Origin of the sequence: Psychrobacter fozii (assembly GCF_003217155.1) — a bacterium.
Classification (GTDB): Bacteria; Pseudomonadota; Gammaproteobacteria; order Pseudomonadales; family Moraxellaceae; genus Psychrobacter; species Psychrobacter fozii.
Genome location: NZ_QJSU01000001.1, coordinates 404146 through 419254, shown reverse-complemented (window position 1 = coordinate 419254; position 15109 = coordinate 404146). Strand labels below are relative to the sequence as shown.

11 protein-coding genes are annotated in these 15109 nt (G+C 42.9%); 6 read left to right on the top strand and 5 right to left on the bottom strand.

Annotation, left to right across the window (positions count from 1 at the left end):
• Positions 1–39: 39 nt before the first annotated feature.
• Both DFP82_RS01735 and DFP82_RS01730 read right to left on the bottom strand, forming a co-directional pair.
• Positions 40–1368, bottom strand: a complete 1329-nt coding sequence (locus DFP82_RS01735; protein ID WP_110921996.1) for a fatty acid desaturase family protein — start codon at positions 1366–1368, stop codon at positions 40–42.
• A gap of 102 nt (positions 1369–1470) precedes the next feature.
• Entirely contained in the window at positions 1471–2736 is a 1266-nt protein-coding gene (locus DFP82_RS01730; protein ID WP_110921995.1) for a flavin reductase family protein, read from the bottom strand.
• 479 nt (positions 2737–3215) lie between these two features.
• Between DFP82_RS01730 and ettA the strand changes: the two genes are divergently transcribed.
• Both ettA and DFP82_RS01720 read left to right on the top strand, forming a co-directional pair.
• Positions 3216–4877: an energy-dependent translational throttle protein EttA gene (gene ettA, locus DFP82_RS01725; protein ID WP_110921994.1), complete on the top strand. Its 1662-nt coding sequence runs from the start codon at positions 3216–3218 to the stop codon at positions 4875–4877.
• 96 nt (positions 4878–4973) lie between these two features.
• Positions 4974–5387, top strand: a complete 414-nt coding sequence (locus DFP82_RS01720) for a hypothetical protein (protein ID WP_110921993.1) — start codon at positions 4974–4976, stop codon at positions 5385–5387.
• A 152-nt stretch (positions 5388–5539) separates the two neighbouring features.
• Here DFP82_RS01720 and plsB read toward each other — a convergent pair whose 3' ends face one another.
• Positions 5540–8323, bottom strand: a complete 2784-nt coding sequence (plsB, locus tag DFP82_RS01715) for a glycerol-3-phosphate 1-O-acyltransferase PlsB (protein ID WP_110921992.1) — start codon at positions 8321–8323, stop codon at positions 5540–5542.
• A 247-nt stretch (positions 8324–8570) separates the two neighbouring features.
• On the opposite strand from plsB, the gene ybaK reads away from it, so the two are divergent.
• Both ybaK and DFP82_RS01705 read left to right on the top strand, forming a co-directional pair.
• Positions 8571–9059 carry a Cys-tRNA(Pro) deacylase gene (gene ybaK, locus DFP82_RS01710; protein ID WP_110921991.1) on the top strand — a complete coding sequence of 163 codons (489 nt, stop codon included), beginning with the start codon at positions 8571–8573 and terminating at the stop codon, positions 9057–9059.
• Positions 9060–9161: 102 nt separating this feature from the next.
• The gene (locus tag DFP82_RS01705) at positions 9162–9536 is read left to right on the top strand and encodes a 5-carboxymethyl-2-hydroxymuconate Delta-isomerase (protein WP_110921990.1); all 375 of its coding nucleotides are present in this window, start codon (positions 9162–9164) and stop codon (positions 9534–9536) included.
• A 125-nt stretch (positions 9537–9661) separates the two neighbouring features.
• On the opposite strand, the gene DFP82_RS01700 is transcribed toward DFP82_RS01705, so the two are convergent.
• The gene (locus tag DFP82_RS01700) at positions 9662–11482 is read right to left on the bottom strand and encodes an acyl-CoA dehydrogenase C-terminal domain-containing protein (protein ID WP_110921989.1); all 1821 of its coding nucleotides are present in this window, start codon (positions 11480–11482) and stop codon (positions 9662–9664) included.
• 410 nt (positions 11483–11892) lie between these two features.
• Here DFP82_RS01700 and DFP82_RS01695 point away from each other — a divergent pair, with 410 nt between their 5' ends.
• The gene (locus DFP82_RS01695) at positions 11893–13011 is read left to right on the top strand and encodes an FUSC family protein (protein ID WP_110921988.1); all 1119 of its coding nucleotides are present in this window, start codon (positions 11893–11895) and stop codon (positions 13009–13011) included.
• An 85-nt stretch (positions 13012–13096) separates the two neighbouring features.
• On the opposite strand, the gene aroE is transcribed toward DFP82_RS01695, so the two are convergent.
• Positions 13097–13957 (bottom strand): shikimate dehydrogenase, encoded by an 861-nt coding sequence (aroE, locus tag DFP82_RS01690; protein ID WP_110921987.1) that lies wholly within the window; start codon positions 13955–13957, stop codon positions 13097–13099.
• Positions 13958–14437: 480 nt separating this feature from the next.
• Between aroE and DFP82_RS01685 the strand changes: the two genes are divergently transcribed.
• Positions 14438–15106: a hypothetical protein gene (locus DFP82_RS01685; RefSeq protein ID WP_110921986.1), complete on the top strand. Its 669-nt coding sequence runs from the start codon at positions 14438–14440 to the stop codon at positions 15104–15106.
• Positions 15107–15109 lie beyond the last annotated feature (3 nt).

Genomic DNA, 15109 nt, shown 5'->3' with positions numbered 1-15109 from the left:
TTAAGAATCATTGGAGTAATTGGCTATGTTGGCGATGTCCTACAAATAAAACAAAGCTTGGCGCATGACGGGGGGAAGATGCTTTCCTAACCCACGGATGACTGGAGCATCATCTTGTTCTTCTTTAGCAGCATGAGTCGATTCTGAGGCTTGCGACTGTAAATACGCCTGCCATTCCTCAGCGCTCGGCTTGCTAAAGTGACGTATACGACCGATGACCTGACGCAGCTGGCGACCAAAACGGCCAGTATTGTAGGGTAGGTTATACTTGCGGCATATCGCTTGTACTTTCGGTGATATGCGCACGTAGTGGTTGGCTGGCATATCAGGAAAGATATGATGCTCGATCTGATGTGATAAATTGCCCGTCAAAATATGGAATAACTTACTACCTTGGATATTGCTCGAGCCGAGAATTTGGCGTATATACCAGTCACCTTTACTTTCATTGGTATCAAGCTCAGTATAAATATGTGCTTGGTCTGTGAAATGCCCACAAAATATCACTGCCCATGTCCACAAATTGCGCGCCATGTTGGCAGTAATGTTACCGCTCAGGGTAGTCATCGTACTACGTCGACCTAACGCCAGCCCTGCTATCGTAGGAAATGCGATATGGTCTTTGCCGACTTGCCTTGCAATTTTGGCAAATAAACCACGAGATTTTGGTCGCATGATCTCTGTGAGCTGCGGCGAATCAGCATATTCATCAGCACTAATTTGAATATCATGAAAAGCGACTGCCCACTCAAACCCCAAGGCCAATACCATGGTACTGAATAGGTTATAGCGATCGCTTGGTGCCCAAGGCTGCTCGTCAGTCACGCGAATTAAGTGATAGCCGACGTCATGGTCACGGCCAACGATATTGGTAAACGTGTGATGCAAATAGTTGTGCGAATGTTGCCATAGTGGCGCAGGACAAACGATGTCCCAATCAAATTTTTGACTGTTGAGATACGGATGCTGCATCCAGTCATATTGCCCGTGCATGACGTTATGCCCAAGCTCCATATTATTCAAAATTTTACTGAAGCTCAGTAGAGAGGTGCCGAGTAGCCAAGTAGCGACCAGACTGCGTTTCGATGGCATACGCCCAGCCGCTGCGAGTAAACCACGAGATATAATCTCGCTATAGACCACGGTGGCATGTACACGTTGAATATAACGCGCATCGTCGCTACCCAATGAATCCATGACGCTTTGGTAGAGCGTGTTTAACTCATCGGCTAGCGCGTCACTTTGGTCTTTGGGTAATTGCGCACCCGTCAATGTTAGATAGAGCTTTTGTTTCGATTGTATATTCGTGTCTGTCGAAAATGTAGATACGGCAGACTGTGCAGTGAATATAGGCGGTAATAAACGCATAGAAATTCCTTAACTAAGGCTATTAATATCGAATGTCATAGGGTTGGTTTCATCAAGTGTCTAGACTTTATTGAACAATCTGACTCATGGTTTTTAATGATCTTAGATATCTAATACTACGTCCGTCATGGCAATATTGATACAGGTTTGAATCGATTCATAGCCATCGCTACTTATTTTTCCTGTCTCAATATTTTTGACCACGCCGCTGGCTTTGTTACAGCGACATAGCTGACAGATACCTTGCCTACAGCCATGACTCAGGGATATACCTGCTTGTTCAGCACCGATGAGTAACGTGGTATTGGTATTAAATTGTCGCTGTCGACCGCGCAAATAGACCGTTTGCGTTGCTATATCATCTTTCTCGTTGTCTGTATTATGACTATTGCCATTGATAGCAAGCTCATGTGACAGACTGCCAAAACGCTCGAATATAAGATTGTCGTGCAACGAGCGTTTGTCTTTCAGTGAGTCCATATCTAATGATGTAATTGCTTGAACAGCATCATATAGTCCGGCTAATAATGCTTGCGAGCCACAAACAAATACCCGAGTATCTGCCAATGGCAAACTAAGTGCTAACAAGCTTTCTGCACTTAAATGTCGCGTACCTGCCAAATAACTATCAGGGTCTTCTGTATTGATAAAGTGATAAGTAAAGTTTGGATAACTGTCTTTTAATTGCTGCCAGTGCTTTAAAAAAGGTGTCTCTGCCAGTGGCATGCGACTGTAATACAACAATGTGACCGTATGGCCTTGCGATAAGGCTTGTGTGATAAGACCTAGCATTGGAGTAATGCCGCTGCCTCCTGCTATAAACAGTAGCGATGAGGGTGCAGGAGGTAAGCGGTTAGCACTCTGTATATCAAGCTTTGCCTGTGCTAATGTGAAGTCGCCACTGGGCAAACTACTATCGAATATGGTGCCCAGTGGTGCTTGCTGTGTTAGATAGTTGGATACCAACCCTTGAGGTTTGATGGCAATGGTGATGATATTCGATTGTGACTGCTTGTTTTCACTATTTTCACTATTTTCACTATTTTCACTATTGTCGATATCCGATTGCAGATATAAGGGTTGTTTTGGTAAGCCTACTAACGAGTAATGGCGCTGATGGTAAAAGGCATCAATAATGGTCGTTAAATTGATATGTTGGCCACCATGCCAACCGCCGTCTGAAGCAAGTGCTTGCCGTTTAAAAGCATGATTGCCTTCGAACTGAACCGCAATCAAATCGTCATTGAGAGCCTGCCGTGCAATCAACCGTAATTTAGGGCGGGTCAACGACCAAAACGGATGCAAACGTGACCCAATAAAGTCAACAAACGCACGTTGTATAATTTCAGGGCGATAGCCAGTGGCCATAAACTCATTACCTTGTTTGATGCTTTTTGGAGATAAATATCATGTGTTTTATAATCAGGTCTAATGACTTAGGTTTAATACTTCAGGTCTAAGGCTTCAGGGTTAGATGTGTCGTACTGAGTGTATCTCAAATTAAATGACGTTACCTTATTAAGGTAAGCTAATATTCTAAAGGCTATTCATTAAGTTTTCGAAAGGTTTGATGCTATTTTTTGTGGTCTTTATAAAGCAGTAATGAGTCAAAATGTTAAACAAAGCGTTCTGATAATAGATTTCGTTGATGCTTTTAGGTAGAAAGCGTCATGCTAAATGCCAAAAGCGGCAAAACAACCGCTAAAACAATCTGTTGGCTTGCAGGGTATGCGCCACAATGCGATAATGGCTTATAATTTGTAACCCTGATTTTGAGGTGCGGCACACTTGGCATCATTGCCAAGTATGATTTGCTTGCCTCTTCTATGCAGTCTATCGGAGTGTTAATGGCTCAATATATCTACACGATGAACAACGTGTCAAAACTTGTTCCACCTAAGCGTGAAATTCTAAAAAATATTAACCTATCGTTTTTCCCAGGTGCCAAGATTGGTGTATTGGGTATCAATGGTTCAGGTAAATCGACCTTGCTACGTATCATGGCGGGCGTTGACACTGAGTTCAGTGGTGAAGCACGTGCACAAGCTGGTACCAAAGTCGGTTATTTGCCGCAGGAACCACAGCTTGATGATAGCAAAGACGTACGCGGTAACGTTGAAGACGGTATGCGTGAAGCGTTAGATGCACTGGCTCGTCTAGATGCGATCTATGCTGAATACGCTGAGCCTGATGCTGATTTTGATAAGCTTGCTGAAGAGCAAGGCAAGATGGAAGACATCATCCAATCGTGGGATGCACACAACTTAAACAATCAGCTAGAAAAAGCGGCCGATGCGCTACGTCTGCCACCATGGGATGCGGATGTTAGTAAGCTATCTGGTGGTGAAAAACGCCGTGTGGCACTATGCCGTCTACTATTGTCTCGCCCTGACATGCTATTACTTGACGAACCGACCAACCATTTGGACGCCGAGTCTGTTGCATGGTTAGAGCAGTTCTTGCAGAACTACAGTGGTACTATCGTTGCTATTACCCATGATCGCTATTTCTTGGATAATGTCGCCCAGTGGATTTTAGAGCTTGACCGTGGCCATGGCTATCCGTATGAAGGTAACTATACCGAGTGGCTAGAGCAAAAGAACACGCGTCTAGAGCAACAGAACAAGCAAGAAGAATCGTTTGCTAAAGCATTGAAAAAAGAGCTTGAGTGGATTCGTAAAAATCAAAAAGGCCAACAAGCCAAGTCTAAATCTCGTGTACAGCGTTTTGAAGAGTTGAACTCAACAGAGTTCCAACAGCGTAATGAGACGGCTGAAATTTACATTCCACCTGGTCCACGTTTGGGTAACAAGGTTATTGAGATCAACGACATCTCGAAATCATTTGGCGATCGTTTGCTTTATGAAAACCTAAGCTTTAACGTGCCAGCTGGTGCGATCGTTGGTATCATCGGTCCAAATGGTGCGGGTAAAACCACGCTATTTAACATGATTACCGAGCGCGATACGCCAGATACTGGTACCGTTGATTTGGGTGAAAGTGTCAAAGTTGCCTATGTCGGTCAGGTACGTGATCACTTAGATGATAGCAAAACCGTTTGGGAAGAAGTATCTGACGGTCTTGATATTATCACTGTTGGTGAATACACCACGCCAAGTCGTGCTTATATTGGTCGCTTTAACTTTAAAGGTTCAGACCAGCAAAAACGCGTTGGTCAGCTATCAGGTGGTGAGCGTAACCGCTTGCAACTGGCGAAGACGCTAAAGCAAGGCGCAAACGTACTATTACTCGATGAACCATCAAACGATTTGGATATCGAAACCTTACGTGCACTAGAGGATGCGATTCAAGTATTCCCAGGTACGGTAATGGTCGTATCGCATGATCGCTGGTTCCTTGATCGTATTGCCACTCACATTTTGGCATTCGAAGAAGAAGGTCCAGTTTGGTTCGACGGTAACTACTCTGAGTTTGAGACTTATCGCAAAAAGACAATGGGTGATGACGCCAGTCCTAAACGTGCGAAGTATAAGAAGATTACGAACTAGAGTGAATTCAATAAAAACCCATAGATAGTCCATTATGGTTGCACAAAAAAGGCATAACTTAGGTTATGCCTTTTTTTATTGTTTAAGAGATAAGTTATGGAAAAAACACTCGAAATACTAAGATTGTTGTCTATATTTGCAACGATAGTGTTACCTATCGTGATGGTCTATAAACATCAGTTTTCAAAAAAATCTCGTCTGGCTTCTTGGCAAATATTTTTTATTGGCATAGTTGTGGTTTGGTTGTTGGTTCAAATAGGTGTTTATTTTACCGATGCTTATCTACAAGCCAAGCTTGATGTTTTTGATTTAGATGGCAATGGTTTTTTTACGTCGGATGAAAGAAGTGAGGCACAGCATCAAGCTATGATGAGAGTGACGTCAGACACAGGTAGGGCATTTGCTCCTATTACTGGTGCCATATTTGCCTTTGGCTACATGTCGATACTTATCATATTTTTTAAGCTGGTAGGTTTTTTCACAAAAAAAGAGCCGAGCTCAAAAGCCTGACTCTTTTATGATAATCGCTAAACCCATTTACAATGCTTAACTGTTGCAGTTACAGCAAAAAAGAAGTGGTTAATAAAAAAGGGACTGAATGCAGTCCCTTACTATTATTAAAACTTCTATTTGATGAATGAGCTTTATCTTGTCATCAAAATCTAACGCTTTCGCCCAAATTTACGCTGCTTTTTATTACTAATCTCAGTAATGGCATGGTTGATTTCATTTTCATCTAAAGTAGCGACTTGCTGCAAAATTTGCATCATGTCAGGTGTTAGGACGTACTTAGCATGATGGGCAATGTCATTAATACGGTGATCAAATGTCAGTACACCAGTCTCTTCATCCTTTTGTAAATAATCAAGACGCGTCAGAGCACCAATGAAACTGGTGAATAAAGCACGGTCAAAGAAGTCAGGAATGTCGTCTGCATATAGCACAGATAATCGCTGACCAAGTAGATGACATAAATCTACGACTTCGTTTTCGGTCAAATTGCCTGAGCCTTGCTGAGCGAGTAGAGCGAGTGTCATAAAGTAACGCTCAAGACTCTGTCCAACTGGAGTCGCCAGTACTTGTAGCTGCTGATAGGACTTGCTATTTGATTCAGGAACGCTAAGTATGCCGTCGCCCAATTCAACGATCAGCCCATGAGAGAGTAGGCTATCCACTTTTTTATTGAGCGTATCTGCTAAGCCGTGTGCTGGATAATATAAGAATAGCTCACTTTGCAGGAACGGATACAGCTGCTCTGCAATACTATCTAGACGACTGCGTTTAATACGGCCATTGCGTGCAACTAGCGCTGACAAAAATGATAGCAGAATGAAGACATGCAAGATGTTATTACGGAAATAACTGAGTAAGGCAGCCTGCTTGCCGACAACCTGAATGATATCGCCTAGGATATGCGGTGTGCGCTCGATCAACTTGAGCTTAATACCGTAATCAATGATTTGCTGCGGGGTCATGTCCGTGATGACGGTATCATCTGAATAAGCAAGCTGCTTAGCCAAACCTTGATAAAGCTCGATTTGCTCTCGGCAGCTGTTTTCATCTAGTGCCGCTTTGGGCGCTGACAATAACACCAGTGATAACAGTGATACAGGTGTGACCACGGCAGCTTTATTAATATGCTGCATGATTTTTACACCGATATTGTCGACCATTGCACTGGCTTTGTCATCGAGTGGGGTATCGGTACGGTCCGAAGGTAAGCTGTCTACAGACACATCAAACTTTGTCATAAATTCAGTGAGATGTAGTGGCGTTCCAAAGCTCAAGTGTACGTTACCGAAGATACGCTCAATTTTGCGACCTACCTTGAGCAGACCAAGCAAAGATTCAGATTCTTTTGGCTTGCCTTTCAGCTCACCAACATACGTGCCACCTTCCATAATACGCTCGTAGCCGATGTAAGTAGGAATGAACACGACAGGTTTATTGGTTTTGCGCAATTGACTGTGTACTGTCATTGCAAGCATACCCATCTTAGGCGGTAGCAGACGACCTGAGCGTGAACGCCCACCCTCGATAAAGTATTCGATAGGCGTATTGCGTGTGATTAACGTGTGCATGTATTCACGTAATACAGAGGTGTATAGTGCGTTACCACGGAAACTACGACGGATAAAGAATGCCACGGCACCGCGTAGCATAGGGCCTAATACTGGCACATCAAGGTTATCACCCGCAGCGACATAAGGAATACTCAAACCACGTTTGTAGATGACATAAGATAGTAATAGGTAGTCAACGTGGCTACGATGGCACGGCACATAGATAATTTCGTAGTCGGTTGCTAGCTCTCGTACTCGTTCAAAATGGTGTACTTCTACGCCATCATACAACTGCGTCCACAACCACGTTAAGAAGCGGTCGAATACTCGAATGATAGGATAAGAGTAATCATTTACCATCTCATTGGCATAGCCTTTTGCTAAGCTTCGTGCCTCACGGGTAGTCGTACCTTTTTCTGCAGCTTCTGCTTCTATCGCATGCTTGATAGCGGGCGAATATACCAGTTTGTCTACCAAATTGCGTCTGTCCGATAAATCAGGGCCGAGCATGCTGGCACGTTGTTTGTCTAAATAAATCGAAAGCTGTTGCTGCAACATACGCACCAGTTCTCGATTGCTATCGGCAGTCGCCACCAACGCGTAATTTGGTGCATCGTCAGTATTTTCCTTTATAGAAGTACTTTTTATAGAGGCTTCTTTGACAGAGCTATCTTGTAGGTCAGTGGCTAGCGAATCAAAAATAGAAGGCCCTTCTACATCGCCTTTGAGGCTATTATCGATAAGGGTGCGCAAATCTTGTGGTGGATGAAACTGTACAAAGGTATCGCGTCCCATTACTCCGATATTAAATAACTGCTTGGTAATGCTTGGGTCTTCCCAGTTGTCAGTAGTTAGCAGCTTAAATAGCGAGTCTTCTTTTTCTGGCGCACGTCCCCATAGGATAGAGACAGGGACCAAACGCACTTTTAGCTCTGGATACTGCAATACAGCCGATACCAAGCGTGACAAGCGCGGTGATAATTGGCTGTCTTTGGCACCTGGATGATTTAAAAAGATAATAGCCGCATTTTCTTTAATATTATGCTCGGCATCGTGTACCCCGACCAATGCTGGCGGTAAATTGTGCTCTTGCGTCTGCAAATCGATCAAAATACTGTTGGAGCGGGAATAGTCTTGTAGGACATAAAATCTTAATGTCTGATCGTCAGCATCAAAATCAGGCAACTCACCTAATAGTTTAGGTTTGACAGCAACGTCGAGCATGTGACCCGATAACTTGCGATATAGCTGATTGATCGGAGCACCCGAATAGGACTTGGCGGCGATTGGATTGACGTCAGTATTGGAGCCGCTGTCAGTAGTGACCGGCGCTTTAAAAATCCGTTTTTTTAGGAACTTATTCTTTAAGAAACTGGGTATCATAATGGATATCAAAAGTAGTTAAATATATTGCGCTTATGATGCCATAAAAGCCATCAAAGCGATATATAGTGTCTGTATATACTACTAATATTCATACGGGCTGTTTACTATCTTGTGAGCTAGCTGCATACGGAATATGCTTAATCATTTGAAAAATAAGGTCTTTAGCATAATAATATTGTGGTATAAAATACGATAAATACTATTTTTCCTACTCAATCACTTCACTTAATGATATGAAAGTATTATGACTCCAGCAATCAATCTTGCCAAAAAACGTGGTCTTGACTACCAATTGCATGAATATACTCATGACAGTAATGCGGTTTCCTTTGGCTTAGAAGCTGCCGAAAAACTCGGTGTAGACGTCGCACAAGTTTTTAAAACTTTGGTAGTAGCGACCGAAGTTGGTACGCTCGCTGTTGCTATTTTGCCAGTAGACAAGACTTTAAACTTTAAAAAAATGGCCAAAGCTTTATCCTCTAATAAAATACTGCCCTGCAAAAAGGTACAAATGGCAGATCCAAAGCAAGTAGAGCGTAGTACAGGTTATGTACTGGGCGGAGTCAGCCCACTAGGACAGAAGAAACGCTTAGCGACTATCATAGATATCTCGGCTGAAGCGCATACAACGATATATGTGAGTGGCGGTCGCCGTGGTTTGGAGATTGAGCTACCACCTCTGCAATTGGCTACGGCTCTATCGGCACTTTTTAGTAACATTACTGATGATTAAAAAGCATTGTCGCTGATATCAAATAAGTTTATCCTTTTGAATGTTCAACAGACCCCAACCATTTAAGTCCTACCTTTACCCATACTCTATAAGGATATATTCATGCCACATTTAACCCTGCAAGTGACGCCTAATGTCAGTGTTCCTCACGAAGAATCATTGCTTAAGTCTTTGAATAAAGCGCTATGGGAAACCGGACATTTTGGTAAACCAACGGATATCAAAGCCCGCATCGTACCTCTTGAGACTTTTTTGGTAGGTGTTGAGGATGATGAACAAGCAAATGGCATGGTTTATGCGAATCTGAAAATGATGGCTGGTCGTGATATTGCGACTCGCAATCAACTTGCTGAGCTATTGATGACAACGATAGAAGATCAGCTAAGCGCAGAGCAGTCAGGGCGAGCAGCACTGCAAGTATGTGTGGAAGTGGAAGAGCTTAGTGCGGTATATCACAAAAAAATGCTAGGTAGCTAGAAACTGGCTATCGGTTAATTATTTTGAGTTTGAGAGCACTGATTTTCATCAACCACAAAAAAAGCGCCTATATTTAGGCGCTTTTTTGTGAGTCATCTATTAACTTTGTAATCTTAGTCTTAATTTTAATCTAGGAAAGCAAAGCTTTCGATTGGCATTGCCATCATGCTTTCGCTTGGTGCAACCATACCTTCGGCATGACCTGAAGTACGTGGTAACAGCTTATCAAAGTAGAATTCTGCCGTTTGGATTTTGGCTTTATAGAACTCTGGAGCTTCTACGCCGCCGTTTTTGAGTTTGTCATGAGCCACTGCTGCCATACGTGCCCAGTGGTAACCCATCATTACATAACCTGAGTACATTAAGAAATCGTCCGATGCTGCAGAGATGATTTCGCGGTCTTTACGTGCCATTAGCATCAAGCGTACTGTCAAAGTATTCCACTCAGCACATAGCTTGGTGAGTGCCCAAACAAATTTACGCATGTCTTTGTCTAAAGCATATTCACCACACCATTTCATGATGCTTGAAGTATAGTCACGAATGATTTTACCTTTTGACTGCAAAATCACTTTACGGCCTAATAAGTCTAACGCCTGAATACCAGTTGTGCCTTCATACATAGTGGCAATACGGGCATCGCGAGCAATCAGCTCCATACCCCATTCTTTGATATAGCCGTGGCCGCCGTAAATTTGCTGACCATGTTTGGCTGCTTCAATACCAAGCTCGGTTAAGAAGCCTTTTAGGATTGGCGTGTAGAAGCCAAGCTTGTCATCCCATTTTTCAAACTCTTCGTCATCACCATTAACGATGCCTTGAGCCATCTTGTCCGCATAGCGTGCTGAATGATAAATCATTGAGCGGCCGCCTTCGGCAAAGGCTTTTTGAGTCAATAGCATGCGGCGTACATCGGCATGATTGATGATGGCATCAGCCACTTTTTCAGGCTCTTTAGTACCTGATAGCGCACGCATAGAACGGCGATCTATTGCATAAGGTAGTGCGTTTTGGAATGACAGTTCAGTATGTGCTAGACCTTGGATACCAGTACCGATACGTGCCGTGTTCATAAAAGTGAACATAGCTTTTAGGCCTTTGTTCGGCTCACCAATCAGGTAACCGACTGCATCATCAAAGTTTAGGACACACGTTGCTGATGAGTTGATACCCATTTTGTGTTCAATAGAACCACAAGTGACGCCATTACGCTCGCCAATCTCGCCTTCTGCATTTGGCAAGAATTTTGGTACGATAAATAGTGAGATACCACGAGTACCTTCTGGTGCATTTGGTAGACGTGCTAGTACAATATGCACGATGTTTTCTGTTAAATCATGCTCACCGCTTGAGATAAAGATTTTGGTGCCGCCAAGCTTATAAGTGCCGTCTTCTTGGGGAATGGCTTTAGATTTAACCTGACCCAAATCGGTACCGCATTGCGGCTCAGTCAAGCACATGGTGCCCGCCCAAGAACCTTCGATTAGTTTATGCAAGTAGGTCTCTTTTTGCTCATCAGTACCGTACTGCAATATGGTATTGATACAACCTGTTGATAGACCAGGGTACATTGCCCATGGCCAGTTAGCCGTACCAATCATTTCAGCTTTAATTAGGTTTAACGAGGTTGGTAAGTTCATACCGCCGTATTCTTCTGGGTAAGAAATACCTTGCCAACCGCCTTCTACAAACTGGTCATAGGCATCTTTAAAACCTTTAGGCGTAGTCACCACACCATTGTCAAAATGACAGCCTTCTGCATCAGCCGGTTGATAAAGGGGGGCAAGCACGTTTTCGGCAAAGTCAGCCATACCTTGCAAAATCATATCGATTGTTTCAGGGTCAGCATTTTCGCCATTGTCCAAATCTTTATAATGCGTTTGAAAGTCAAAAACATCATTTATCAAAAACTTGATATCACGTAAAGGCGCTTTGTAAGTTAACATAGTTGCTCTCTTTAATTTGTTGGTGTCGATTTATAGGTGAGATATGCGTTAAATATAAGTGTGTTTAGAAATGGGTTGGTTAAGGCGGTTTCTTCGATGCTTTTATTAGCCGATATGTTCTATTTGATAACGTGCAGTGGTGTATAATTTTTCTTATTATAAATCTTTCTTGGCAACAAATACATATTGTATAAATAATATTCATGAGTATTCTGTTAATTAATAAAAATTATTTATAATTAATAGTTTTTTGCTATGAATTAATCGTCATGTATCTGCTGAAAACTTAGATTCCTTATACTTCTAGGTAAGCTTAGCTTTTTATAAAAGTCATTCATAGAATATCATCACATACTTATTAACCGCCATTGTGTTAATAACGTTACGTTATTTCGTAAGGACAGGGTTTCATGGTTGTATCCAAACCAATGTTGTCGCTTAAGCGACGGGTTGCTACCCTCAAAACTTTTATTATAAATCTGATCAGTAATGAGCTTACGCATTTAACAGCAGTCAACAGAAGCCTTCGACCGTGGCATATTCCACTTTTTTCTGCGACCACCATCAGCTTTCCTGTTTTTGTCAGCGCTTATTTTGATGCGTTATCCGCAGGCATCATCAGCTCGTTAGGCGCAATGGTGATTCTGAATTTACCCTTAGTTGGTAAGCTACCATATCGCTTGGTCACTGTGATGGCTTGGGGATTCAGTATGTCGCTATGCTTTGCACTTGGAGTGATAACGCAGCAGATTCCTATTTTAAGATTGCCTATATTTACTTTGATGGCATTTGGTATCATTATTTTCGGCCGCTATTATCAACAGCCGCCACCGGGAGGGCTGTTTATTATGATGGCAGGTGCAGTGGCATTATTTATGCCTATTCCGCTTGCTCAACTGCCACATACCGTTGGCCTTATCATGCTTGGTAGTGCATTCGCAGTGCTGATGTCATTGCCATACTCTCTATTTTTATTGCTGACACGTGAGTGTAAACCTGCGCCTATCTACACTTATCAGGCTGATACTATTAGTGAAAGTGTGATTGTGGCAGGGTTTGTGAGTTTGTCACTAATCGTTGCAATGACCCTAAATATATCTAATCCTTATTGGGCGGCAGTTAGCTGTTTTATTATTATTCAAGGGATACATCTGCGTACAATATGGATTAAGCAGGTACATCGTTTGCTTGGGACATTGGTGGGTGCAGGGCTGGCCAGTTGGATGCTGTCTTGGAGTCTACCGATATGGGGAGTCGCTATTGCAGTATTGGTTATGATTTTATGTATTGAATCCTTGGTTGACCGTCATTATGGCTTAGCCGTGATATTTATCACACCACTGACCATATTTATTGCAGAATATGGTAGCGGCTTACCGCATACGTATCAACAAGTAACCTACGTACGCTTGGTTGATACCGCTATCGGCTGTATGGTGGCTCTGGCTGGCGGCGTGGTGATGCACTCTACCAATTTACGTGTGCCATTACGGCGTATGGAAAGCTGGCTACTGACACGTTTTGGATAAAAGCTAGATAAGAACTCGATAAGAAAAAGGCGTATAAATTCAATTTATACGCCTTTTTTTACTGGTATAGCCTGTGTCTTTTATCTTAACGACCACTTAAGGTATTTGTGGCTTGCGTCACATCAACGGTATGACCCGTCCAACGCTCAAAGCTTAAGGCCGCTTGTCCAATCAACATGCCGTAACCTTCGGATGTTTGCGTGTCACGTGCCGCAAAATGCTGTAAGAATGGTAGCGTACGACCGTACATCATGTCGTAAGCGTAGTGGCAGTTTAAGTCATTATCCAGTGGCAAGGTATCGCCTGACAGACCGATAGAAGTGGCATTAATAATGATATCAAACTGTCCGGTCAATTCACTGGTCGCACAAGTCTCAATACTGTGTTTATCGATAGTCTCACTCGCGGTACTCAGCTCATCTACTAAATTGGTCGCCTTGCTCAGTGTACGATTGGCAATGGTTAGCGCCCCGATACCTGCTTGAATCAATGGCAATATCACGCCTCGCGCCGCACCGCCTGCACCAATGAGTGCCACACGCGCACCTTTTAATGGCCAGCCTAAGCTCGTGATATGATTGACGAGACCTTGACCATCAGTATTGTCACCATAGAGTGCATCAGCGATTGGCGTACCACTCTCTAATAGTGCTGTATTCAGCAGTAGCGTATTGACTGCGCCTGCGACTTTGGCATGCTCAGACAGACCGCCACGCGCCACGCAGCAGTCATAAGCGATTTGCTTAAAGGGAACCGTCACGTTCGCACCGATGCCGCCACCATTAAAAAACGCTTCGACCACTGCGGTAAAACTGGCAGCATCGTCAGGGCAGTACTGGCGCTGATATCTGATATCAATAGCTGCTTGCTCTGCAAATAGCGCATGGATTTCAGGGGATTTACTGTGGGCAATAGGATTGCCAATAACGATAAAATGCTGAGTCATATATGGTCCGCGAGCTATAAAAGGCAAAAAAGCGTTAATAAAAAAGTCGTTGAAGCGCTATTATCATAAGGGATAACGTGATGTTTGACAAACCGAGGCTTTCGTGAATAAATGCTTGAATAGATAGCATTTTTTTATGCGTTAGGTATTTAACAAATATGTACTCTCTAGGAGTGTTATCCGTAACGTAAAGGGTAGTCAAGTATCAAGCAGTTGGGTAAACTATATGACACGCCCTATATAGTCATTCCACTATAAAAGTATGACAGCGTTAACCTCGCTTGAAGTATCACATATACATCTAGACTCGTTTGCCTTGTACTACTTTTAAATTGAATCGACTATAGTGGTTATTACATTATAAAAAATTGACTTTGAAAACCGTGAAGTCATAAAAAAACATTATTCATTAGCAGCGGCATATTTGCTTGCGCGCTAATATTCTTTTGAGATCAATCTGAAAGTGTGAGTAAATTGCCCATGTGGAATAATAGCCTACAGACCTTTTTGGCCAGCACGATAATGGCAGTTGGTGTGTCGTTGAGTGGCTGTAATAGCAACACAGATGATGACCAAAGCGTCGATGCAGGAGCCAGCGAGCAAGTAGTCGCTGAGACTACTTCAGCAGATGATAGCGCTGCAACGAATACTGAGGTAGAAGCTGGAAAGGCCCAGCAACGCACACAAGTAAAGTATGACGTCTCGGCATGGGGCAACGAAAGCGTAAACTCAATCAACGTCGGTGACTTGGAAGGTATCCAGTCGACCTTTGGTAAGGTTTTGAGCACTGATGAAAACAGCTTGGACTATGCCAGTAATCCAGCAGCCAAGTATCGTTTTATGGATACTGAAGCGCCTTATTTAGACATCATTGATTCTGAAAAGTATCTTGAGCTTGGTTGGTATTTTGCGAATCCTACCGACTCTGATGAAGAGAAAGAACTGAGTCAAAATCATGCCAAAAAGGCCTATCAGCTCGCGCGCAAATTGATGGGTGATGAGGGCGGTAACCTTGTAGCTGATATGCTCAATGTACAAATCATCAAAAACAAAACCATCGGTGGTCAGAAAGTAGAACTGGCAAAATGTGAGTTCTATAGTTGTATGTTGGTCATCAATAAAGCAGATGCTCAAACAGACAAGAGCTAAATA

What these genes read in the sequence shown, in the direction of transcription:
- DFP82_RS01735 (WP_110921996.1), bottom strand. Translation starts at nt 1,368, where the DNA reads ATGCGTTTATTACCGCCTATATTCACTGCACAGTCTGCCGTATCTACA.
- DFP82_RS01730 (WP_110921995.1), bottom strand. Translation starts at nt 2,736, where the DNA reads ATGGCCACTGGCTATCGCCCTGAAATTATACAACGTGCGTTTGTTGAC.
- ettA (WP_110921994.1), top strand. Translation starts at nt 3,216, where the DNA reads ATGGCTCAATATATCTACACGATGAACAACGTGTCAAAACTTGTTCCA.
- DFP82_RS01720 (WP_110921993.1), top strand. Translation starts at nt 4,974, where the DNA reads ATGGAAAAAACACTCGAAATACTAAGATTGTTGTCTATATTTGCAACG.
- plsB (WP_110921992.1), bottom strand. Translation starts at nt 8,323, where the DNA reads ATGATACCCAGTTTCTTAAAGAATAAGTTCCTAAAAAAACGGATTTTT.
- ybaK (WP_110921991.1), top strand. Translation starts at nt 8,571, where the DNA reads ATGACTCCAGCAATCAATCTTGCCAAAAAACGTGGTCTTGACTACCAA.
- DFP82_RS01705 (WP_110921990.1), top strand. Translation starts at nt 9,162, where the DNA reads ATGCCACATTTAACCCTGCAAGTGACGCCTAATGTCAGTGTTCCTCAC.
- DFP82_RS01700 (WP_110921989.1), bottom strand. Translation starts at nt 11,482, where the DNA reads ATGTTAACTTACAAAGCGCCTTTACGTGATATCAAGTTTTTGATAAAT.
- DFP82_RS01695 (WP_110921988.1), top strand. Translation starts at nt 11,893, where the DNA reads ATGGTTGTATCCAAACCAATGTTGTCGCTTAAGCGACGGGTTGCTACC.
- aroE (WP_110921987.1), bottom strand. Translation starts at nt 13,957, where the DNA reads ATGACTCAGCATTTTATCGTTATTGGCAATCCTATTGCCCACAGTAAA.
- DFP82_RS01685 (WP_110921986.1), top strand. Translation starts at nt 14,438, where the DNA reads ATGTGGAATAATAGCCTACAGACCTTTTTGGCCAGCACGATAATGGCA.